Origin of the sequence: Lentzea sp. HUAS TT2, from assembly GCF_051853195.1 — a bacterium.
Lineage (GTDB): Bacteria > Actinomycetota > Actinomycetes > Mycobacteriales > Pseudonocardiaceae > Lentzea.
Window position 1 is genome coordinate 5,064,346 of the sequence record NZ_CP196667.1, and the last position, 21,276, is coordinate 5,085,621.

At 66.4% G+C, this 21,276-nt stretch carries 16 protein-coding genes and 3 rRNA genes; 8 read left to right on the plus strand and 11 right to left on the minus strand.

All coding sequences use genetic code 11. The features are described 5' to 3' along the window. Nucleotides 1-214: 214 nt before the first annotated feature. The 7 genes from ACSHWB_RS25435 to ACSHWB_RS25465 all read left to right on the plus strand — a co-directional run bounded on the left by ACSHWB_RS25435 (nucleotide 215) and on the right by ACSHWB_RS25465 (nucleotide 8,612). Nucleotides 215-856, plus strand: a complete 642-nt coding sequence (locus ACSHWB_RS25435; protein ID WP_439664482.1) for an SPFH domain-containing protein — start codon at nucleotides 215-217, stop codon at nucleotides 854-856. Between the two features lie 46 nt (nucleotides 857-902). Continuing rightward, entirely contained in the window at nucleotides 903-1,586 is a 684-nt protein-coding gene (locus ACSHWB_RS25440) for a response regulator transcription factor (RefSeq protein WP_439664483.1), read from the plus strand. A 3-nt stretch (nucleotides 1,587-1,589) separates the two neighbouring features. After that, the gene (locus ACSHWB_RS25445; protein ID WP_439664484.1) at nucleotides 1,590-2,717 is read left to right on the plus strand and encodes a sensor histidine kinase; all 1,128 of its coding nucleotides are present in this window, start codon (nucleotides 1,590-1,592) and stop codon (nucleotides 2,715-2,717) included. Between the two features lie 391 nt (nucleotides 2,718-3,108). Continuing rightward, nucleotides 3,109-4,625: ribosomal RNA gene (locus ACSHWB_RS25450) — 16S ribosomal RNA — on the plus strand. Nucleotides 4,626-4,966: 341 nt separating this feature from the next. Next, a 23S ribosomal RNA gene (locus ACSHWB_RS25455) occupies nucleotides 4,967-8,050 on the plus strand. A gap of 116 nt (nucleotides 8,051-8,166) precedes the next feature. Next, a 5S ribosomal RNA gene (gene rrf / locus ACSHWB_RS25460) occupies nucleotides 8,167-8,283 on the plus strand. The 16S, 23S and 5S rRNA genes sit together here, the layout of an rRNA operon. 164 nt (nucleotides 8,284-8,447) lie before the next feature. Continuing rightward, nucleotides 8,448-8,612, plus strand: coding sequence for a hypothetical protein (locus tag ACSHWB_RS25465; protein WP_177230081.1), 165 nt, complete (start codon nucleotides 8,448-8,450; stop codon nucleotides 8,610-8,612). Here the strand turns inward: ACSHWB_RS25465 and ACSHWB_RS25470 are convergent. Beyond that, nucleotides 8,609-9,199 (minus strand): hypothetical protein, encoded by a 591-nt coding sequence (locus ACSHWB_RS25470; protein WP_439655789.1) that lies wholly within the window; start codon nucleotides 9,197-9,199, stop codon nucleotides 8,609-8,611. The two genes, ACSHWB_RS25465 and ACSHWB_RS25470, sit on opposite strands and share 4 nt — an antisense overlap. Next, a complete protein-coding gene (locus tag ACSHWB_RS25475) occupies nucleotides 9,196-9,555 on the minus strand; it encodes a nucleotide pyrophosphohydrolase (protein WP_439655790.1) in 360 nt (119 codons plus the stop codon). The genes ACSHWB_RS25470 and ACSHWB_RS25475 overlap by 4 nt, the downstream gene beginning before the upstream one ends. An 88-nt stretch (nucleotides 9,556-9,643) precedes the next feature. On the opposite strand from ACSHWB_RS25475, the gene ACSHWB_RS25480 reads away from it, so the two are divergent. Next, entirely contained in the window at nucleotides 9,644-10,444 is an 801-nt protein-coding gene (locus ACSHWB_RS25480) for an NAD(P)H-binding protein (RefSeq protein WP_439655791.1), read from the plus strand. On the opposite strand, the gene ACSHWB_RS25485 is transcribed toward ACSHWB_RS25480, so the two are convergent. The 9 genes from ACSHWB_RS25485 to ACSHWB_RS25525 form a co-directional block, all read right to left on the minus strand. After that, nucleotides 10,417-11,331, minus strand: a complete 915-nt coding sequence (locus tag ACSHWB_RS25485) for a hypothetical protein (RefSeq protein ID WP_439655792.1) — start codon at nucleotides 11,329-11,331, stop codon at nucleotides 10,417-10,419. The two genes, ACSHWB_RS25480 and ACSHWB_RS25485, sit on opposite strands and share 28 nt — an antisense overlap. Before the next feature lie 182 nt (nucleotides 11,332-11,513). Beyond that, nucleotides 11,514-12,413: a helix-turn-helix domain-containing protein gene (locus tag ACSHWB_RS25490; protein WP_439655793.1), complete on the minus strand. Its 900-nt coding sequence runs from the start codon at nucleotides 12,411-12,413 to the stop codon at nucleotides 11,514-11,516. Between the two features lie 193 nt (nucleotides 12,414-12,606). After that, the gene (locus tag ACSHWB_RS25495; protein ID WP_439655794.1) at nucleotides 12,607-13,239 is read right to left on the minus strand and encodes a hypothetical protein; all 633 of its coding nucleotides are present in this window, start codon (nucleotides 13,237-13,239) and stop codon (nucleotides 12,607-12,609) included. 417 nt (nucleotides 13,240-13,656) lie between these two features. Beyond that, nucleotides 13,657-16,287, minus strand: coding sequence for an AAA family ATPase (locus ACSHWB_RS25500; protein WP_439655795.1), 2,631 nt, complete (start codon nucleotides 16,285-16,287; stop codon nucleotides 13,657-13,659). Further along, on the minus strand, nucleotides 16,284-17,120 hold the full coding sequence (locus ACSHWB_RS25505; protein WP_439655796.1) for a metallophosphoesterase family protein: 837 nt from the start codon (nucleotides 17,118-17,120) through the stop codon (nucleotides 16,284-16,286). Before ACSHWB_RS25505 ends, ACSHWB_RS25500 begins: the two co-directional genes overlap by 4 nt. An 8-nt stretch (nucleotides 17,121-17,128) precedes the next feature. After that, nucleotides 17,129-17,515, minus strand: coding sequence for a hypothetical protein (locus ACSHWB_RS25510; protein ID WP_439655797.1), 387 nt, complete (start codon nucleotides 17,513-17,515; stop codon nucleotides 17,129-17,131). After that, a complete protein-coding gene (locus ACSHWB_RS25515; protein ID WP_439655798.1) occupies nucleotides 17,512-19,899 on the minus strand; it encodes an AAA family ATPase in 2,388 nt (795 codons plus the stop codon). The genes ACSHWB_RS25510 and ACSHWB_RS25515 overlap by 4 nt, the downstream gene beginning before the upstream one ends. 155 nt (nucleotides 19,900-20,054) lie before the next feature. Next, on the minus strand, nucleotides 20,055-20,411 hold the full coding sequence (locus ACSHWB_RS25520; RefSeq protein ID WP_439655799.1) for a peptidase inhibitor family I36 protein: 357 nt from the start codon (nucleotides 20,409-20,411) through the stop codon (nucleotides 20,055-20,057). Between the two features lie 39 nt (nucleotides 20,412-20,450). Next, on the minus strand, nucleotides 20,451-21,260 hold the full coding sequence (locus tag ACSHWB_RS25525; RefSeq protein WP_439655800.1) for a DUF72 domain-containing protein: 810 nt from the start codon (nucleotides 21,258-21,260) through the stop codon (nucleotides 20,451-20,453). Between the last annotated feature and the right edge of the window lie 16 nt (nucleotides 21,261-21,276).

Below are 21,276 nucleotides of genomic sequence, written 5' to 3' on the forward strand. Positions count from 1 at the left end.
CCTCACGCCCGCTTTTTTGCGGCCCGGCAGGTCTCCCTGGTCAGGGTCCCGCGATCGAGGCGGGTGTTGGGTGCCTTAGAAGCATCAGGTTCGATCCCTGAAACCACGACCCCGGTCGCACACGGGGGCACGGAGCTTTGCGAGTCCCTTGTGGACTCCCGTTCCCCGCCCCGCCGGCCGGGGTCGTGGTCTGCCTGGACGTGTGGGGGAAGCTGTGAAGAAGACGTTGTACCCGTGGGAGCGGGCAGTCCGGTTCGACCACGGGGTGCTCGTCGGTGAGCTCGGTCCCGGTCGTCATCGGGTGCCCTGGCGTGCCGTGTTGCGCCACGTCGACATCCGGCCGCGCACGATGAGCCCGGCCGCTCAGGACGTGCCGACCGCCGACGGCGTTCTGGTGCGCGTGACCGTTGTGGTGCGCTGGGCCGTGTCGTCGCCAACGGCGTTCGTCGTGGAGTCGGCGTCTCCCGAGGACGAGCTCTACACGGCCGTGCAGCTCGCATTGCGCGGTGCGGTGGTGACGCGCGCGCACTCTGCTGTTGATCCTGAGCGCCAGGTCATCGCGGCCGAGGTGCTGGCGGCGGTCGCCGCTCGCGCCGCGGAGCTCGGCATCTCGGTGTCGGACGTGGCCGTGCGTGACGTCGTCATGCCCGGTGAGCTGCGGCGGGCCGCGCTGGTCGAACTGGTGGCGGCCGCCGAGGGGCGTGCGGCCCTGGAGCGGGCGCGAGGCGAGACGGCGGCGCTGCGGTCGTTGCTGAACGCGGCTCGCCTGGCAGAGGAGCACCCGGCGTTGCTGGAGATCCGCGCACTTCAGACCGCCTCCACGGTCGTCGTCGACAGGCCTGCACGCAGGCGGTGAAGGTGTCGTTAAGCGCCCTCTCAGGTGAATGTGGCACCTTTGAGGCGTGCGGATTCTGGTAGTCGAGGACGAGGCGCCTCTGGCCGACGCGATCGCTCGCGGCCTGAGGCGCGAAGGTATGGCCGTGGACGTCGCCTACGACGGCGAGAGCGGGCACGAGAAGTCGACCGTCACGCGGTACGACGTGGTTGTGCTCGACCGCGACCTGCCGGGGATGTCCGGTGACGAACTGTGCAAGGAGATCCTCAGCTCCGGCGCGCTCACCAGGGTCATGATGCTGACGGCGAGCGGGTCCATCGAGGACCGCGTGTCCGGGCTGTCACTGGGTGCGGACGACTACCTCGCGAAGCCGTTCGCGTTCCCCGAACTGGTCGCGCGCGTACGGGCGTTGGCCCGGCGCGCGACTCCCGCGACGCCACCGTTGCTCGCCGCTCAGGACGTGGAGCTGGACCCGGCGCGGCGCACGGTGTCGCGCGGCGGGCAGCCGATCGAGCTGACCCGCAAGGAGTTCGGCGTCCTCGAGGTGCTGCTCGCGGCCAAGGGGTCGGTCGTCAGCAGCGAGGAGCTGCTCGAGCGCGTGTGGGACGAGAACGCAGACCCGTTCACCACGACCGTGCGCGTAACTGTGATGACGTTGCGCAAGAAGCTCGGGGAACCGGGCATCATCGACACCGTCGTCGGTTCCGGCTACCGGGTGCCGAGTGCTTCGAACGGATCTGCTGAGGACTGACCTATGCGAAGGCGCGGACCAGGGCTTCGCCTTCGGATCACGCTCCTGACCACCGCGCTCGTCGCTGTGGTCAGCGCTGTTCTGCTGTTCCTCGGGTGGACGCTGGTCGGGCGGGTCTTCGACTCGTCGCCCTCGTTCCCCTCCGACACCCAGGTGACGGTCGACGGCGTCAACGTCACCGTGAAGGTGCTGACCGACGCGTTGACCGCGACCGCGCGTCAGGACCTGCTGCGCGCCGGGCTGATCGCGTTCGCGTGCATGGTCGTGGCCGCCGCTGTGCTGACTTGGACGTTCACCGGCCGTGTGCTCAAGCCTCTGCACGACGTGACGGGCGCTGCTCGCCGGTTGTCGGCGGAGTCTCTCTCGTCGCGGTTGCGGCTGGAAGGTCCGCGTGACGAGGTCGCCGAGCTCGCGGACACGTTCGACTCGATGCTCGACCGGCTCGAAGCGGCCTTCGACTCGCAGCGCCGGTTCGTGGCCAACGCATCGCACGAATTGCGCACTCCTCTCTCGGTGGTGCGCACTGAGCTGGACGTGACCCTGTCCGACCCGGATGCCGACGTGGAAGAGCTGCGTCGCATGGCCGGTGTCGTGCGTGCGGCGGGGGAGCGTGCCGAGCAGTTGGTGTCGGCACTGCTGCTGCTTGCACGCACGGACGGGATCGGGCTCGCTGTCCGTGAACCGGTCGACCTGTCCGCAGTGGTCGAGTCCGCATGGAAGGCCGCACGGGCCGAGGCCGAGGCACGGAACCTGCGCGCGGTGTTCCGGTGCGTGCCGGCGCTCGCGGTCGGGGATCCCGCGCTGCTGGAGCGCATCGCCGGCAACCTGCTGGAGAACGCCGTCCGGCACAACCACGTCGGCGGATGGATCGAGACCGTGGTCGAGACCGGGCCGCAGTGGTCGGTGCTGCGGGTGTCGTCGTCCGGTCAGCTCATCCCGCCGGACCGCGTCGAGGAGCTGTTCGAACCGTTCCGCCGCGGGGGCAAGGACCGGACGAGCCAGTCGGGCACCGGTCTGGGGCTCTCGATCGTGCGTGCCGCGGTGGCCGCTCATGGCGGGTTTGCGCAGGCAGTGGCCGTGCCGACCGGCGGTCTGTCGGTCTCCGTGCACCTGCCGAGCGCACCTCACTGACGCTGGATACAAGATTGTCGGCGTGGCCCCGGTCACACTACGCGTCGATCTTGGCGGGTTTGGGCCGTGCGCGTAGTCTCTGACCTGCGGTTACGCCGTTAGGGACCCCCGATTTGGATCTCGTGGGGGGCCCGTGTAAATTTCTCCATGCCAGCACGGAACGGGCCGGGAAACACAGCCGGAACGGAGTGCGGCGAAAGACTTCTGACACAGCCCCGGAAGTGAATCTCTTCGGAGAGTAGCTGCGGTGAGCGCGTGTTCTTTGAGAACTCAACAGCGTGCCGAAACACAGCCAGTAATATATGAATTACCTCCTCGTCGAGGTAGTTCCTTTGAGGCAAGACTAGATTGATGCCAGACATATTCCGTCTGGAGCGATCAAACACAATCCTTATTGGAGAGTTTGATCCTGGCTCAGGACGAACGCTGGCGGCGTGCTTAACACATGCAAGTCGAGCGGTAAGGCCCTTCGGGGTACACGAGCGGCGAACGGGTGAGTAACACGTGGGTAACCTGCCCTGTACTCTGGGATAAGCCTTGGAAACGAGGTCTAATACCGGATACGACACCGAACTGCATGGTTTGGTGTGGAAAGTTCCGGCGGTATGGGATGGACCCGCGGCCTATCAGCTTGTTGGTGGGGTAATGGCCTACCAAGGCGACGACGGGTAGCCGGCCTGAGAGGGTGACCGGCCACACTGGGACTGAGACACGGCCCAGACTCCTACGGGAGGCAGCAGTGGGGAATATTGCACAATGGGCGAAAGCCTGATGCAGCGACGCCGCGTGAGGGATGACGGCCTTCGGGTTGTAAACCTCTTTCAGCAGGGACGAAGCGCAAGTGACGGTACCTGCAGAAGAAGCACCGGCTAACTACGTGCCAGCAGCCGCGGTAATACGTAGGGTGCGAGCGTTGTCCGGAATTATTGGGCGTAAAGAGCTCGTAGGCGGTTTGTCGCGTCGGCCGTGAAAACTTGGGGCTTAACTCCAAGCTTGCGGTCGATACGGGCAGACTTGAGTTCGGCAGGGGAGACTGGAATTCCTGGTGTAGCGGTGAAATGCGCAGATATCAGGAGGAACACCGGTGGCGAAGGCGGGTCTCTGGGCCGACACTGACGCTGAGGAGCGAAAGCGTGGGGAGCGAACAGGATTAGATACCCTGGTAGTCCACGCCGTAAACGGTGGGTGCTAGGTGTGGGGGGCTTCCACGCCCTCTGTGCCGCAGCTAACGCATTAAGCACCCCGCCTGGGGAGTACGGCCGCAAGGCTAAAACTCAAAGGAATTGACGGGGGCCCGCACAAGCGGCGGAGCATGTGGATTAATTCGATGCAACGCGAAGAACCTTACCTGGGCTTGACATGGACTAGAAAGCTCTAGAGATAGAGCCTCCCTTGTGGCTGGTTCACAGGTGGTGCATGGCTGTCGTCAGCTCGTGTCGTGAGATGTTGGGTTAAGTCCCGCAACGAGCGCAACCCTCGTTCCATGTTGCCAGCACGTAATGGTGGGGACTCATGGGAGACTGCCGGGGTCAACTCGGAGGAAGGTGGGGATGACGTCAAGTCATCATGCCCCTTATGTCCAGGGCTTCACACATGCTACAATGGCCGGTACAAAGGGCTGCTAAGCCGTGAGGTGGAGCGAATCCCATAAAGCCGGTCTCAGTTCGGATCGGGGTCTGCAACTCGACCCCGTGAAGTCGGAGTCGCTAGTAATCGCAGATCAGCAACGCTGCGGTGAATACGTTCCCGGGCCTTGTACACACCGCCCGTCACGTCACGAAAGTCGGTAACACCCGAAGCCCGTGGCTCAACCCGCAAGGGGGAGAGCGGTCGAAGGTGGGACTGGCGATTGGGACGAAGTCGTAACAAGGTAGCCGTACCGGAAGGTGCGGCTGGATCACCTCCTTTCTAAGGAGCATCTACTGCCGATCTTGGGCAAACGTTCCGAGCGGTAGTCAGAACTCGCACCCGTTCAGCGGGGCGAGGCTCATTAGTGGATGCTGGCTGGCTAGACGTTCGGTTGTTTCGACAGTGAGTACTGCAGGCTTGCCTGCGTGGAAAGGTGTCGAGAGGGCTGGATGAACAGATCGGTACGCTGTTGGGTCCTGAGGGAACACGCTTTTGTGTCTTTCAGTGATCGGCCACTTGCCGCGGATGAACCACCTGACACTGGTCAGGCCGGCGTCTGCAGTAGCGCGAGTGGATCTGATTGTTCTTTGAGAACTGCACAGTGGATGCGAGCATCTTTGTAGCAAGTTAGTAAGGGCATACGGTGGATGTCTTGGCACCAGGAGCCGATGAAGGACGTAGGAGACTGCGAAAAGTCTAGGGGAGCTGTCAACCGAGCTGAGATCCTAGAATTTCCGAATGGGGAAACCCGGACCCAGTCATGTGGGTTCACCCATACCTGAACACATAGGGTATGTGGAGGGAACGCGGGGAAGTGAAACATCTCAGTACCCGCAGGAAGAGAAAACAACCGTGATTCCGTGAGTAGTGGCGAGCGAAAGCGGAAGAGGCTAAACCGCGTCTGTGTGATACCCGGCAGGGGTTGCATTCGCGGGGTCGTGGGACCTCTTGGCTAGTTCTGCCGAGCTAGCGAACAGTCAGAAAACGCATCGTTAGAGGAACGTGTCTGGAAAGCACGAGCGTAGAGGGTGAAACTCCCGTACTCGAAAACGTAGCGTCTGTTTAGAGTGTTCCCAAGTAGCAGCGTACTCGTGAAATTCGCTGTGAATCTGGCGGGACCACCCGCTAAGCCTAAATACTCCCTGGTGACCGATAGCGGACTAGTACCGTGAGGGAAAGATGAAAAGTACCCCGGGAGGGGAGTGAAATAGTACCTGAAACCGTGTGCCTACAATCCGTCGGAGCCTTTAGGGGTGACGGCGTGCCTTTTGAAGAATGAGCCTGCGAGTTAGTGCTACGTGGCGAGGTTAACCCGTGTGGGGTAGCCGTAGCGAAAGCGAGTCTGAATAGGGCGCTTGAGTCGCGTGGTCTAGACCCGAAGCGGTGTGATCTAGCCATGGCCAGGGTGAAGCGCGGGTAAGACCGCGTGGAGGCCCGAACCCACCAGGGTTGAAAACCTGGGGGATGAGCTGTGGTTAGGGGTGAAAGGCCAATCAAACACCGTGATAGCTGGTTCTCCCCGAAATGCATTTAGGTGCAGCGTCGTGTGTTTCACCTCGGGGGTAGAGCACTGGATGGTCTAGGGGGCCCACAAGCTTACCGAAATCAACCAAACTCCGAATACCGAGGTGTGAGAGCGCGGCAGTGAGACTGCGGGGGATAAGCTTCGTAGTCGAGAGGGAAACAGCCCAGAACGCCAGCTAAGGTCCCTAAGTGTGTGCTAAGTGGGAAAGGATGTGGGGTCGCACAGACAGCCAGGAGGTTGGCTTAGAAGCAGCCACCCTTTAAAGAGTGCGTAATAGCTCACTGGTCAAGTGGTCCTGCGCCGACAATGTAGCGGGGCTTAAGCACACCACCGAAGCTGTGTCATTTCAGCCTTGTGCTGGGATGGGTAGGGGAGCGTCGTGTAGCGGTTGAAGCGGCGGAGTAATCCAGCCGTGGACGCTATGCGAGTGAGAATGCAGGCATGAGTAGCGAAAGACGAGTGAGAAACTCGTCCGCCGGATGACCAAGGGTTCCTGGGCCAGGCTAATCCGCCCAGGGTAAGTCGGGACCTAAGGCGAGGCCGACAGGCGTAGTCGATGGACAACGGGTTGATATTCCCGTACCCGTGTGAACGCGCCCATGATGAACCTTGTGATACTAACCGCCCAAAGCACCTGCGAAACTCCTTCGGGAGTTAGCGGAATGTGGAGCGCGGGACCTGAACTTGTAGTAGTCAAGCGATGGGGTGACGCAGGAGGGTAGCTCCGCCAGTGAGTGGTAGTACTGGTGCAAGCGTGTAGGGAGAGGCATAGGCAAATCCGTGCCTCACATATCCTGAGACGTGATGCGTAGCCGATTGAGGCGAAGTAGAGTGATCCCATGCTGCCGAGAAAAGCCTCTAGCGAGCTTTCACGCGGCCCGTACCCCAAACCGACACAGGTGGTCAGGTAGAGAATACCAAGGCGATCGGGCGAACTGTGGTTAAGGAACTCGGCAAAATGCCCCCGTAACTTCGGGAGAAGGGGGGCCGTAGCGCTTGAAGCCTCTTGCAGGCTAGGGCGAGACGGCCGCAGAGACCAGCGAGAAGCGACTGTTTACTAAAAACACAGGTCCATGCGAAGTCGCAAGACGATGTATATGGACTGACGCCTGCCCGGTGCTGGAACGTTAAGGGGACCGGTTAGTCCGCAAGGGCGAAGCTGAGAACTTAAGCGCCAGTAAACGGCGGTGGTAACTATAACCATCCTAAGGTAGCGAAATTCCTTGTCGGGTAAGTTCCGACCTGCACGAATGGCGTAACGACTTCTCGACTGTCTCAACCGCAGGCCCGGCGAAATTGCATTACGAGTAAAGATGCTCGTTACGCGCGGCAGGACGGAAAGACCCCGGGACCTTTACTATAGCTTGGTATTGGTGTTCGATTCGGCTTGTGTAGGATAGGTGGGAGACTGTGAAGCGGCCACGCCAGTGGTTGTGGAGTCATCGTTGAAATACCACTCTGGTCGTATTGGATGTCTAACCTCGGTCCGTGATCCGGATCAGGGACAGTGCCTGGTGGGTAGTTTAACTGGGGCGGTTGCCTCCCAAAGAGTAACGGAGGCGCTCAAAGGTTCCCTCAGCCTGGTTGGCAATCAGGTGTTGAGTGCAAGTGCACAAGGGAGCTTGACTGTGAGACTGACGGGTCGAGCAGGGACGAAAGTCGGAACTAGTGATCCGGCCATGGCTTGTGGAAGCGTGGTCGCTCAACGGATAAAAGGTACCCCGGGGATAACAGGCTGATCTTCCCCAAGAGTCCATATCGACGGGATGGTTTGGCACCTCGATGTCGGCTCGTCGCATCCTGGGGCTGGAGTAGGTCCCAAGGGTTGGGCTGTTCGCCCATTAAAGCGGTACGCGAGCTGGGTTTAGAACGTCGTGAGACAGTTCGGTCCCTATCCGCCGCGCGCGTAGGATACTTGAGGAAGGCTGTCCCTAGTACGAGAGGACCGGGACGGACGGACCGCTGGTGTGCCAGTTGTTCTGCCAAGAGCATTGCTGGTTGGCTACGTTCGGAAGGGATAACCGCTGAAGGCATCTAAGCGGGAAGCTCGTTCCAAGATGAGGTATCCCACTCTTCGTGAGTTAAGGCCCCCAGCTAGACCACTGGGTTGATAGGCCAGAGGTGGAAGACCGGTAACGGTTGGAGCTGACTGGTACTAATAGGCCGAGGACTTGTTACAAAGACGCTACGCATCCACTGTGCGGTTCTGGAAGAACAACCAGAACCGATCGAAACCCCCAGCAGGGCCATGATGGTCTGCTGGTTCGGGGTTTCTGGTTGATATCTCCATAGTGTTTCGGTGGTCATAGCGTTGGGGAAACACCCGGTCCCATTCCGAACCCGGTAGTTAAGCCCTTCTGCGCCGATGGTACTGCACTGGTTACGGTGTGGGAGAGTAGGTCGCCGCCGAACATAATTTGCCCTGCGGGTTGAGCGCCACAAGCGCTCCCCGCAGGGCTTTTTCATGTTGTCGTGCATGTTGTGCCGTGTTCTTTGAGCGGCTGACCGGGTGATGAGACCCCGGCGAGCGGGTGATGCAGGTCAAGCCCGGGTTGTTCCTCCCTACCGTGATCGTCATGAACGAGCAGTGGGCAGGGGAGGCACCTTTGCGGTGGCGAGCGCGCAGGAGGCGGGGCAGGCACGCCCGCGAGCCCGCGCCGTCATCGCAGTCGGTCCTGCCCGCAGTGCTCGGCGTCGTGCTGCTGGTGTGCCTGATCCTCCTCCTGCTCACGTACCTCTAGCGGGACTGCAGCGCGTCGAGAGCCACGGCCTGGGCGATGACCAGCCGGCGATCGACGCCAGGATCCTGGATCGAGACCAGGTAGTGGTCGCGGACCCAGGTCTTCTTGTCGACGCTGAACACGGGAGCGCCGTTCTCCGTGACGAAGTCGAAGTGATACCGCATGGGGAACGGCGCATCTCCGAGGTACGGGATCCACTGCCACAGCCGGCGAAAGCCCGCGAGGAACTTGTTGCGCTCGGCACCGGTCGTCACACCCCAGCCCGGCTGCTCCAGGTGCCAGGTCGACCTCAGCAGCGACTTGGCGAAGTCCTTGCGGAACAAGCCGATCGACCTGCCCTGCTCGTCCGTCACGTCGTAGCCGCTGCCGAGGTCGATCGCCTTGCGGGCGTTGAACTCGAACAGCACCCGGCTCTTCGACGAGTCGGTGTAGATCGTGACCCGTTCCTTGATCTTGAGCCTCTTCTGCTCGGCGAAGCCGACCAGCTGACCCGGTGCGCCGTTGTCGTCGACGAACACCTCGTACCGGTTGACCATGAACGTGACCTTCTGGTGCACGTGCAGGACGTGCACGTTCTGCAGACTCACAATTCGCCCTTCTCGACAGGCACGGGGACCAGGCTCCCGGTCGGGAACCGCCGCTCGTTGCGCTCGATCTTGGCGAACGCGGCCTCGACGAGGTCGACACCGAGCTTGTCCGCCAGCCTGGTCAGGTAGTGCATCACGTCCGCGAGCTCGTCACGCACGTTCCAGGCGAGATCGGGGTCTTTCATCGCCTCCTGCGCCTCTTCCGGCGTCAGCCACTGGAAGAGGTCGGTGAGCTCGCCGACCTCCGCGGACAAGGCCATCACCAGGTTCTTGGGCGTGTGGTAGCTGTCCCAGTCGCGGGCAGCGGCGAACGCGCGCAGGGCGTCCCTCAGGTCCACGAGATCACGCTGACTCATGACCCAGTAACTACCACGTGGACGAACGAGCAAGGACGGCGGCTGATCAGGCATGGATCGTCCGCGTCAACGTTGATTAGCTCTAGTCATGTCCACATCAAGCGCGATCAACACCTCGTCCATCCTCGTCCTCGGCGCCACCGGCAAGACCGGTCGCCGCGTCACTGGCATCCTCGGCCCCGCCGCCCGTCCGGCGTCGCGGTCCGCGGCGACGACCTTCGACTGGTCCGACTCGGACACCTGGGAGCCCGCCGTCGCCGGCACCACGGCCGTCTACGTCGTGCCGCCGGACAACCCCTTGCTGCTGGCCGATTTCGTGCGTGTCGCCGTGAAGGCGGGCGTCACCCGGCTCGTGCTGCTGTCCATGCGCGGTGCTCCCGACGACGACCCGTTCGAGGCCGCGGTCAAGGACTCGGGTGCCGAGTGGACGATCCTGCGGCCCACCTGGTTCATGCAGAACTTCGACGAGGACCTGTTCGCGGCGCCTGTTCAGCACGGTGAGCTCGCCGTTCCCGCCGGCCAGGGCATCCACCCGTTCATCGACGTCGCCGACATCGCCGAGGTCGCGGTCGCCGCGCTGACCCAGCCAGGCCACCACGGGCAGACCTACGACCTCAGCGGGCCGGAGGCGTTGTCGTTCCCCGAGATGCTCGCGCGGATCGTCGCGGTGACCGGAAACCCCGTGCTCTACAGCGACGTGGAGCCGGACGAGTTCGCGGCCTCGTTGCGCGGGCTCGGCTACCCGGACGAGATCGCGGACCTCGTCACGATGCTGCTCGTGCGCGTCCGCACGGGTGAGGAGGCGTACCTGTCCGACGGAGTGAAGCGTGTCCTCGGCCGTGAGCCGCGGACGTTCGCCGACTACTTGGGCAGCAGCAAGTTCGCCTGAAGACCGCGCGTGCCCTCGTTGGTGATGACGGCTTCGCAGAGCGCGCGCCCGGTGCGGGCGCGCCACTCTTGCGCCATGTCGCAGTAGCGAAGACCCATCGCATACGTGAGCTGGCCGATGCACTCGCCTTCGAGGAGCACCTCGAGCGTGTGTTCACCGGTGTGAGACCCCTTGACAATGCGACAGTCGCGGAGTTCGGCGATGACGTGGACCGGCGTGCGGCCGTTGACCACCCGGTGCAGCACGTACTGATGAGCTCTCTCGCTCACGACGGTCACCTGGTGTTCGGCGGGCATCGTCAGCGTGGTGCCGAGTGCCTCGTGGTCGAGCAGCAACAGCCGTGGCGAACCAAGGTGCAGGTGCACGACGTAGTGCTGGCTGCTGCCGATGATGCGGGCCGGGCACGAGCCGACCTCGCCGCGTTCCGCCAGCTCGATCAGAAGCGGCTGGTACTCGGCGGCCAGTTCGCTGCGCAGATAGCCGGCGATGACCGCGGTGCCGTCACCGCGCAGCAGGTCGACCCGCACCGCGGCGCGGTCGTGCCGGCTGGCGGACTCCGGCACCAGCACCGCGGTCGCGAGGATCGGCGAGTCGTCGGTGTCGGACGCCGAGAGTCTCGCCACCTCGGCGATGGCGTCCTGGTGGTGCGCCTCCCCGACGATCGAGACCCGCCCGGCCGTCGACAGGCGCCGGATGCGCGACCGGGTGCGCGCCGGCCCGATCTGCTCGGCGTTCCTGTTCTTGGTGCCGATGAACATCAACCCGAACAGCGCGAGGCCCATCACGAAGCCCAGGGGGCCGAAAGCAACGGTCAGAACCAGCGCGAGCACGGCAACGGCGATCAAAACAGCGGCAGGCGAAGGTTCTGTGCGTTGCTGCATCGTCATGGGGCATCCTCACGACTCGGCTTCCCGTCACTCTCAGTGTCGGGCATGCCGGGCAATGCGTTTCACATATCGCTCGTTTGGCCTAGCATGACGAGCCGTGACTCCAGCCCGTGACCAGAATCCGTCGCGGATCGGGATCGTGAGCCAACGGTGAGTGAGAATTGACCGGCGATCGCCGCGGGTCAGTGGACCAAGGTGAGGCGCGCGCGTCCTCGCGGCCCTGGCTCTCCGCCGCCCGGCAGCGCGGTCAGCACGAGTCCGAAGACCAGCCCGTTCAGTTCTTCGAGGCCCAGGTTGAGTTCTTTGGCCACGTGCAGCGGCGTGGTGCCGTTCTCGCGGAGGACCTTGAACACCTTGGTGAGCAGCTTCGAGGTCTCGCGGCGCGTCATGCCGCCCTGCACGAGGCTGTGTACGTTCGCCCACTTGGTGAATTGCTCCCTGCCCACGTGCCAGTGCCGGTGATCGGTGCCGGGCAGTTGCCGCTGGGGCATCAGGAACTCGGCGGCGAACTCGTGCGGTTCGTCGTGCCCCAGAAGCACGGCGAGCTGCACGGCAGCGTCGAACCGAGCCTGCTCCGGCGTCGCAGCCGGCGCGAGGAACACGAACGGCGTTCCGTTGTGCCAGCAGGAAAAGGCCTCCTGCGCGGCGCAGTCGACCGGCAGCGAGAACACCCGCACGCCATGGGACTCGAGCAGCTGCACCATGTTCGGCGCCGGCCCGGTGGCGAGCTGCCACGCGTCCCGCGTGCCCTGCGGCGACGTGCGCGGCGCTGGCAGATCAGGCTGCGGCAGCACGAACAGCCGGTCCAGCCACCCGTTGAACTCGATCGCGAGCTGGGCGGCGGCCGTCGCCTGCGCATCTTGCGGCGCGTTCTGCGGCCGAGGCGGCTCCGGCGCCATCAAGAACTCCGCAGGGAAACCAAGCGCTCCCGCCAACGACTCGACCGTGGCGTCCTTGGGCCTGCGCAGCCCGCGTTCGTACTCGCCGATGGCCCGCGCCTGCACGCCCGACTTCCGCGCCAGCTCGGCGGCGGTGAGTCCGCGCCGGGTGCGGGCGAGCGTGAGTCGCGAGGGCGTGAGCATGATCCGGACATTGTCGCCGGTGACGCGGCGCGTTGCCAGGCGGGTCCTGGTGCGCCGGCGGGATCAGCCCGTTGCCGCTGCTGGACATGGCTTCTCGTCCGCGGTGCTCACTCGTCGTCGCAACGGACTGCGAGGACTTCTCTGGAGGACAGACGTGGCTCTGCAGGATCAGCGCCCCTGAGTTCGGCGGTCGCTACCGGCGGAGCGCGATCGGGAAGTCCACCTCCTCCGGCCCGTCCACATTGGGCGCCTTGAGCTGGGGGAACTCCATTGACGGCAACGGAATCCGATGCGCCCACCGCTCGATGATCTGGTTCTGCGGCGTCGGCTCCGGCTGCGACACCTCGCGCAACACCACGAGCCGATCCTCGAGCTGCAGCGGATAGGTGACCAGGAACCACAACTTCAGCCCCTCGGTGCGCATGTTCTCGAACAGCGCGAACTGATCGTGGTCGTTGTCCCGCATCATCGCCGCAATAGCGGGCCCCTTCGCGTAGTCACTGCGCAACGGCGCCTCGGGCGACCCGGTACCGCGATTGCCCTGCAACGTCCCCAGCAGCACCGGCCGCGAAGGATGCCGGATCAGCCCGGCGTTCCAGTGGTCGAGCCGCTGCCACCCCTCCGCCGCCAGCAATTGCCGCAACGTGCCCACCCGGTGAATCCAGTCGAGCAGACCAGGGGCGTTGGTGGGCCCGAACGGCGGCGAGGCGGCACGCGCGTCGATGCCGGCGGCGATCGCCCTGTCCAGGATCGCGGTGCGCAGCCCCAGGTCGGCGAGCCGCTCGTCGGCGGTGGGGGTGTGCTTGCGGAAGGCGGCGTTGGTCATGGGACGACGGTAGCGACGGGGTCTGACATTTCCGGGAAACTGCTGGTCGTGTACCGCTATGTGGATGCAGGCCCAGCTCCGCCCTCCACGTCCGAGGCCACGTCGAGGGTCATGCGCCGCACTCGCCGCGTCGGCACCGCAACGGAGCTGACGCACCGCCGGTGTCTGCGCTACCTCGTCGACGTTGCGGCCCGGCACCGACCGGCGCCGACGCGTTGACGTGTCGTTCGAGACCGGGACACGGACGCGCAGCTCACGTCGGCAGGCTGGCTCGTCGTCCGCGCGTGGGAACACGAAGACCCGGAGGAAGTCGCCGACCGCGTCCTCGTGCTCGTGTCCGCGAGGCCGGCAAAAACGTGAGTGCGGTGCCCCGGACGACATCGCCCGAGGCACCGCACCCGGCGGCCTGTCTCCCGGTCAGGCCGCCACCGGCGTGAGCTGGTGCAGCACGTCCCGCTCACCCAACCGCTCCCGAGCCCACTCGGCTACCGCCGCGTCCTGCGCGAACAGCACGATCTGCCGGTCCGCGGACAGCTGCAGCAGCAGGTCCAGGACGGCACGTGTGCGGGCGTCGTCGGCCTGCACGGTCACGTCGTCCAGCAGCAGCGGGCAGGGTTCGGTGGCCAGGTGCTGGGCCAGGGCGACGCGCAGCAGCAGGTAGACCTGCTCCGCGGTGCCCAGGGACAGGCGGGAGGCCTGGTGCCACGACTCGGAGGCCGCGCACACGCGCACGGTCAGGGTGGACGGGTCCACTGCGGCGTCCACGTAGCGGCCGTCGGTGACCGAGGGCAGCCAGGTGCGGAGGGTGCTTTCGAGGGCAGGGGCGATGGTGCTGTGCACCTTCTCGCGGGCCGCGGTCAGGTAGCGGGAGGCGAGGTCGATGGCCTCCACCTCGGCGGTCACCTCGGCCAGGATCGCGGTGGCTGCCTGCACGGCCTCCTCGGCGTCCGGGACGCTGGGGAGGGCTCTGGCCATCTCGGTGACGGTGGCTGCCAGGGAGTCCGCGGAGGTGGCCAGTGAGGGGTCCACCGGGTCGCAGGCGGCGTAGCGCTGGGCCGTTTCCAGGAGCGTGGCGTGGTGGGTCTGTGCTGCTGAGAGGGTGGCTTCCAGGTCGTCGAGGGTGCCTGCGGCGATCAGGGACTGGAGTTCCGCCCACGCGTTGCGCTCGTCCTCTGCCTCGCGCAGGAGGTTGTCCCAGCCGCGTTGCCATTCGGCGATCGCGCGCAGCAGGTCCTCCGGGCGGTCGCCGGTGCGGCCGATCGCGGTCACGGCCTCGCGCAGCAGGCCGAGTGCCTGGTCGTGGGCGGCGGTCGCCTCGGCGACGGTGGCCTCTGCCATGAGGCGGTCCGCCAAGGCCTGGGACAGGAGGGGGCGCTGGGCCGCTATCGACGCCTGGCGGGCGCGCACCTTGCAGTCGGTCTCGTAGTCCACGAGGAGGTCCGGCACGGACATCGAGGCGTCGATCTTGCCTCGTGCGGCCAGTTCCACGCGGATCGCCTTCTCGGTGCGTGCCACCTCGGACACCAGGTCGGCGTGCTCGGCTTCCCAGGCGGCGCGGTTTGCCAGGCGCCACAACGTTTCGCGGTCCGCGGGTACGCCGAGGGACGCGCACTGCGCGAGAGCCTCGTCGTGGAGGCGGGCGGCTTCGGCGGCCACCGCACGCTGGCCCTCGGCCTCGGCGAGGGCGCGGTCCGCGGTGAACAGCACGCCTCGTGCCTGGGCGGCGGTGTCGGCGCGTTCGGCGGCGAAGGCGACGGCGGCCTCGCGTTGCGGGACGTTGCCGCGGGACAGCGCGCCGCCGGTGCCGGCCACCAGTGCGGCCACGACGACTCCGATGGCGGCGATGTGCTGGCCGCTGAGGAAGAGCAGCAGGCCCACTAGCGACGTCAGGCAGCTCAGTGCCAGCAAAGCGTTGCGCAGGAACGGGTTCGGCATCGCGATCTCCTGCACGCGCGCCGCCGCCACGTCCGCCTCGACCTGGGTGCGGGCCGCCACGGCGGCGGCCTCGTCCTGGTGCTGGCGGGCGTTGTCCACGTCGATCGACGCCGTGGTCAGCCGGCCACCGGCGGCCGGGTCCAGGCGCGTGGCGATGCCGCGCAGCACGGACGGTTCGGCCGTTGTCGGTGGCATGGGGCGACGTTCGCCGTGCGCGGCGGCGACGGCGGACGCGGTCGCGTAGGCCGAGGCGACGAGACGTAGCTCCTCGTCCAGTGCGGTCTCGCCGACGGGGAACTGGGGCAGGGCTTCGAGTTCGGCCTGCAACGTCTCCGCGGACGGACCCGTCAGGGCGCGCGGGGTCGGCGCGGCACGCCACGCGGCCAGTGCGCGGTTGACCACGCGGGCCAGCTCCTCCTGCGCGGCGATCCCGGACGGCGGCGAGTCGCCGAAGCGCTCCTGCAACTCGCTCAGCCGCTGCACCCGTGCGGAGATCGCGTCGAGCGACACCGTGTGCTCCTGGACGGCCAGGCGGGCACGTGCTGCGGCGGCCGAACGGGCCTGCGCGCTCAGTTCCAGGTAACGGGTGTGCTCGCGGCGGGCCACGGTCAGGTCGGTCTCGGCCTCCCGCAAGCGGTTCCGCGCGTCCCGCAACGCCTCCACGGGCGCGGTCAGCCGCAGCAACGCCTGCTCCACCGTGCCGTCCGTGCCCGCGGTGGCCGCCGCACGGCGCAGGTGGTTCTGCAGGCCGTCCGCCGCGTCCAGCACGGTCATCAGCTGCGCCTGGTCCACGCACGCGGTCGCGGCGAACGACGCGCGGTCCAGGCCGACCCAGCGCGAACCGTCCATCGCCGGGTCGTCGTTCAGGTCGCGGTCCACCGCGATGACCTCACCCGACTCCAGCGACACCATCGCCGCCACCCGCCAGGACTCGCCCTCCCACGGACGGTGCCGCGTCGACGGGGCACCGCACAACGCCGCGCGGATGGCCGCGTGCCACGACGACTTCGCGGACTCGTTCACGCCCGACACCACGGTCAGACCGGGTGCCAGCGGCAACGTGCGGTCGTGCAACGGCCCGAACGCGTGCGCCGTGACCGACTCGATCCTCATCGTTCCTCCAACGCCCGCAGGCCGGCCGACAGCACGCGGCCGCGCAGAGTCATGTCCAGGGCGGGATCCGCGAGCACGTCACGCACGAACTGGCCGCGCACGGTCCGTTCCGCCGCGACGGTGTCGAAGTCCAGCGACGGGAACGCCTTCTCGGAGTCCACCCAGCCGAGGGAACGCGACGCCGACACGTCGAACACCTCGCGCGTCACCGAACCGTCCTCGTTCACCGTGCACAGAACGGCCCCGCGTTCACCGGTCTCGCCCGGTGTCAGCGGATCCGGGTTGCCGGGGAACGTGTAGTCGGCGGCGTGCTCCGGTGTGTGCACGTGCCCGAGGAACGCGTGGTCCAGGCCGGTGATCGCGACGTCGCCGGGCGCGGAACCGTGGCACAGGGCCAGGTTCACGCCACCGCGGTTCACCGCGAACCCGTCCAGGACGTCCCGCGCGGGGCCGGGTCCGACGTGCGCGGCGCCCCACAGCGTCACGCCGTCGGCGAGCTCCACGGGTGTCAGCGACTCCGACGAGAACACGTGCACGTTCGCCGTCCAGTCCACCTGCCGGTAGACGGACTGCGGCCCGTACCAGTCGTCGTTGCCGGGGGCCAGGAACACCGGCACCGGGCAGTCGAAGGACGACCGCAGGAACTCCGCGGTCGAGGGGGAGCAGCGGTCGTGCTCGTACAGGTCGCCGGCGCAGAGCATCGCGTCGACGCCGGATTCCTGGGCGAGGTCGACGATGCGTCCCAGCGTGTCACGCAACGCCAGACGCCGCTCCGGGCCCGCGCTCGGGAAGCGCGTGTCCAGGTGCAGGTCCGCGAACAGCAGCAGTTTCACCAGTGCCCTCAGGTGAGGTCGATGTTGCCGGACAGGGTCAGGGTCGGCCGCAGGGCCTCCGCGACGGCCGCGGTGTCGGCGTGCCAGCCGCTCAGCTCCGCGACGGTCGGGTTCAGCTCGTAGCCGTGGTGCCGGATCGCGCGGCTCAGCGCGTGCCACAGCTGGGAGGTGTCGTGCGCCACGTCAGCGTCCACATGGGACGGAAGGCTGATCAGCAACGCGTGCACGGGCTGGTCGGTGTTCTCGGCCCCGCACGCTCGGGCCATCGACCGTTCGACCGCCGTGCGCAACAGCTCAGCACAGCACCGGATCCGCACGCCGTCGAGCTGGTCGGGACGCGCCAGCAGGTTCGCCACGCAGGTCAGCCGGTCCTGGACGTCGGAGGGGAGGCTCATCGCTGCAACCACCCCGCGAGCAGTTCGGTGTCGCGGATCAGCACGTCGAGGTCTCCGCTCTCCCCACCGACACGGCACGCCATCAGCAGGTCGACCGCCCACGAACCGACGACGTCTTCCAGGTGCGGCAACAGCTTCTGGGGCTCGGTGAGGTCGTCGAGGACGGCCAGCGCGAGCTTCTGCCTGGTCGTCAGGGCGCATTCGAGCACGCGTTCCACCTCGGCGTGCGGCATCCCGCGGCTGAGCCGTTCGCGCCGGAAACGGGCGTGCGACGCCGCTTCCAGCGCCGCCCGGCAGCACGACGCCACCAGTTCGGCGCGCAACGCGTCCGGCAGGTCCTCGTCACCCCGCATCGCGCGGGCGTCGCCCAGGCAGCGGCCGACAGGGTCGTCGGCCAACCGCACCCGCACGACGGACTCCTCACCGCGGCAGACCTCCCACACGGTCGCGCTCAACCGCAACCGCCGCAACGCCTCCACCAGCCGTTCGTCGTGGGTGAAGACCACGACCTGACGGGTCAGCCCGACGTCGGCGAGCACCTGCGCGAGTCCGTCCACCTTGGACGGGTCCATCGCCTGCACCGGGTCGTCGATCACCACGAACCGGAACGGGCTCTCGTCCACCATCGCGCGCGGCAGGAACAACGAGAGCCCCAGCGAGTGCAGCTCTCCCTGGCTCATCACCGCGAGCGCCGAGTTCGAGACGCCGTCGACCGACACGTCCAGCTCGACGTTGCGGGTGCCGCCGAGCCGCACCGCGCCCAGGTCGACGTTGCTCTGCTGGCGCAACCGCTCCCAGATCCGCTGCGACTCCTTGGCGAACGGCGCGATGCGCTCGGAGCGCAGCGTGGCGGCCGTCTTGCGGATCCAGTTCTCCGCCTCCGTCACGTCGGCGAGCACCTCGGCGTCCGCAAGCGCTTGCTGAGCCTGGGAGTGCCACTCGAACAACGCGATGGCCATCGGCCGCCACACCAGGTCGCGCCGTTCGATCTGTTCGCGCGCCACGGACTTCAGCTGGTCCACAGCCTGTATGAGGTCTGCATACCGGTCGAATATCTCCTGGCGCAGCCGCACAGGGTCGTCGATCGAGACGCAGTCCATCCACGCGTGCCACGCCTGGAGCACGACCGTCGTGTCGAGCACGCCCTGCGCTTCCGTGAGCACCTCGGGCACCGGCAGGCACAACGCCCGCGTGGCCGCGACGGCGATGTCCAGGCGATCGGCTGCCTCGTGCAGCTCGGCGGCGGCCTTGGCGAGGTGCTCTGCGCGTTCCTTCGCCTTGTACAGCCACATCCCGTCGAGCCGGCCGAGATCGCACACCGGGCACGTCTGGTTGCGGTGCGAGTCCTTGGCCGACTCCTGCAGCTGGATCGCGAGCCGCAGGATCTCACTGCACCGCAACGAGTCCTGCGCGTTGTCCGTCGCCACCACGGTGACCGCGCCGAGCGCCTGGTCGAGCAGCTCGCGGACCCGGTCGATCTCGTCGTCGGGCGGCAGCGTCACGTCCACGATCTGGTGCAGCAGGTTCGTGCCGGTGCCGACGTCCGCGCCGAGCGCGAGGTCCGCGATCGCGTCGAGGTCGGGGGAGTCGCTGCCGAGCAGTTCGGCGGCACGGCGGGCGCGTTCGTCCTGGGACGCCAGCAGGTCGGCCCGCACCCGTGCCCGCCGGTCGTGAGGGCGGGCGACGATCTCGGCGAGGCGTTTGCGGTGCTCGGCGAGCGCCTGCTGTGCCTCGGTGATCGCTTCCAGGCCCAGGAGGCGGTGCATCGCCTCGTAGAGGTCCTCCGGCTGTGCGTCGAGCACGGTCGCCAGCTCGCTGTAGGGCAGGAACGGCCGGTAGGTCTCCAGCGCCTCGTGCCACCTGCTGGGGTCGAACGGCTCGTTGTCCTGCGTCCACACGCCCTGCGCCAGATCATCGTCCGGCGCCCACTGTCTTCGGATCGTCGTCTTGTCCGTCGTGGTCTTCTGGGCGGCCTGGACGAGCTCCAGCTCGACGGCGGTGTCGCTCTGGTGCAGGTTGCGCCAGCCCTGCCGCCACACGTCGTGCCGTGCTCGGGTCCAGCGGGCGTTGTAGCCGGTCATGGCCAGTTCCGCGGCCTCGGCGAAGCTCGACTTGCCAGAGCCGTTGCGTCCGGTGACGACGGTCAGTCCTGGTCCCGGTGCCAGCGGCAGGCGTGCCTGGGGGCCGATGCCGCGGAAGCCGCGCACGCGGATCTCCGACAGGAAGATTCCCTGGCCGGGGCCGTCCGCCCGCTCCCGCCGCGCCTCCTCCTGAACGGGCACACCGGTGAGCGCGCGCTCCAGCGCCGCGTCCCCCCGGCACGCCGCCAGCACCAGTTCTGCCGCACGTGGGGTGAGATCGTCTTTGGCCAGTCGCCCGGCCATCAGTTCGAGTAACCCGGCTTCACCCGCCACGGTCACATTTCCTCCAGCTGCCACCACTCGATAGGGCGGCAACTTAGGCACGAAAGGGGACCTACTGATGAGTACTCACACGATCGAGTGGAGTTACATAGGGTGACTAAAGTAGCCCGGGCTCGTTAAGGACCCCACACCTGCAGGCCCCTGATCACGAAGTAGGCGTCGGGCACGTAGGTGCCGTGCTTCGGATAGGTGGTGAACTCGGCCTCCGTCGAGCAGTTCTCGCGCTGGTACACGGTCGCGTCCCTGCTCAGGCGGTTGGCGAAGGACTTCCCGGTCAGCGTGAGCGTGATGCACTCGCCGGGGTTCGCCGATTCCACGTCGAGGCGCTGGACGGCCCCGGTGTAGTCCGGTCCCGACCACACGCAGAACTCGCCCTTGTCGCAGGTCTTGTCACTCTGCGCTACAGCGATCCCACTGGAGGCAACCGCGCCCGCAGTGATCACCAGGGCGGCGATGATGCTCTTCGTCGACATGGGCGCACCTCCGTCCGGACGAGTGTGCGTCCGTTCGGATCAATCGGCCAGACGATCTTGGAGCGCGCGTGCGTCCCGCGGGGCGTAGGCCTTCGCGTCGTTGTCGAAGTAGACGAACACGTCGCCCTGCTTCCGCCAGGCGCGGACCTTCTCGGCCCACAGGTCGAGTCCCTCGTCGGTGTAGCCGCTGACGTAGAGCTCGTCGTGGCCGTGCAGCCGGACGTAGACGAAGTCGCTCGTCACCTCTTCGATGAACGGGTACTTGCCGGCGGCGTCCGCGACCACCAGCGCGATGTCGTGGCGTGCGAGCAGGTCGACGAACTCCGGTGTGTTGTAGCTGTCGTGACGCACTTCGAGCGCGTAGCGCATCGGCCGTTCGGCGTCTGTGGTGGTGTGCGCCGGGTCCACGCGGTGGTCGTGCCGTTTCGCGACCTCGGCGGCCTCGGTGGTGGTGCGGGGGAGACCCTCGAAGAAGGCGGTGAGCAGGTCCGCGTCGAACTGGAGCGTCGGCGGGAGCTGCCAGAGGATCGGCCCGAGCTTCGGCCCCAGGGCGAGCACGCCTGACGCGAGGTAGTTCGCGAGGAGCTCGTTGCCGTCCTTGAGGCGCTTCATGTGGGTGATGAAACGGCTGCCCTTGACGGAGAACACGAAGCCGTCGGGCGTTTCGGCGGCCCACTTCCGGTAGCTCGACGGGCGTTGCAGCGAGTAGAAGGAGCCGTTGATCTCGACCGAACCGAGCTGTTCGCTCAGGTACGCCAGCTCGCGCTTCTGCGTGACGCCCTTGGGGTAGAACACGCCGCGCCAGGGCGGGTAGACCCACCCCGAAGTGCCGATCCTGACCTCGCCCATGCGGATATCGTGACAC

What these genes read in the sequence shown, in the direction of transcription:
- ACSHWB_RS25475 (WP_439655790.1), bottom strand. Translation starts at nt 9,555, where the DNA reads ATGAGTCAGCGTGATCTCGTGGACCTGAGGGACGCCCTGCGCGCGTTC.
- ACSHWB_RS25490 (WP_439655793.1), bottom strand. Translation starts at nt 12,413, where the DNA reads ATGCTCACGCCCTCGCGACTCACGCTCGCCCGCACCCGGCGCGGACTC.
- ACSHWB_RS25445 (WP_439664484.1), top strand. Translation starts at nt 1,590, where the DNA reads ATGCGAAGGCGCGGACCAGGGCTTCGCCTTCGGATCACGCTCCTGACC.
- ACSHWB_RS25510 (WP_439655797.1), bottom strand. Translation starts at nt 17,515, where the DNA reads ATGAGCCTCCCCTCCGACGTCCAGGACCGGCTGACCTGCGTGGCGAAC.
- ACSHWB_RS25515 (WP_439655798.1), bottom strand. Translation starts at nt 19,899, where the DNA reads ATGGCCGGGCGACTGGCCAAAGACGATCTCACCCCACGTGCGGCAGAA.
- ACSHWB_RS25520 (WP_439655799.1), bottom strand. Translation starts at nt 20,411, where the DNA reads ATGTCGACGAAGAGCATCATCGCCGCCCTGGTGATCACTGCGGGCGCG.
- ACSHWB_RS25485 (WP_439655792.1), bottom strand. Translation starts at nt 11,331, where the DNA reads ATGACGATGCAGCAACGCACAGAACCTTCGCCTGCCGCTGTTTTGATC.
- ACSHWB_RS25465 (WP_177230081.1), top strand. Translation starts at nt 8,448, where the DNA reads ATGAACGAGCAGTGGGCAGGGGAGGCACCTTTGCGGTGGCGAGCGCGC.
- ACSHWB_RS25480 (WP_439655791.1), top strand. Translation starts at nt 9,644, where the DNA reads ATGTCCACATCAAGCGCGATCAACACCTCGTCCATCCTCGTCCTCGGC.
- ACSHWB_RS25525 (WP_439655800.1), bottom strand. Translation starts at nt 21,260, where the DNA reads ATGGGCGAGGTCAGGATCGGCACTTCGGGGTGGGTCTACCCGCCCTGG.
- ACSHWB_RS25500 (WP_439655795.1), bottom strand. Translation starts at nt 16,287, where the DNA reads ATGAGGATCGAGTCGGTCACGGCGCACGCGTTCGGGCCGTTGCACGAC.
- ACSHWB_RS25495 (WP_439655794.1), bottom strand. Translation starts at nt 13,239, where the DNA reads ATGACCAACGCCGCCTTCCGCAAGCACACCCCCACCGCCGACGAGCGG.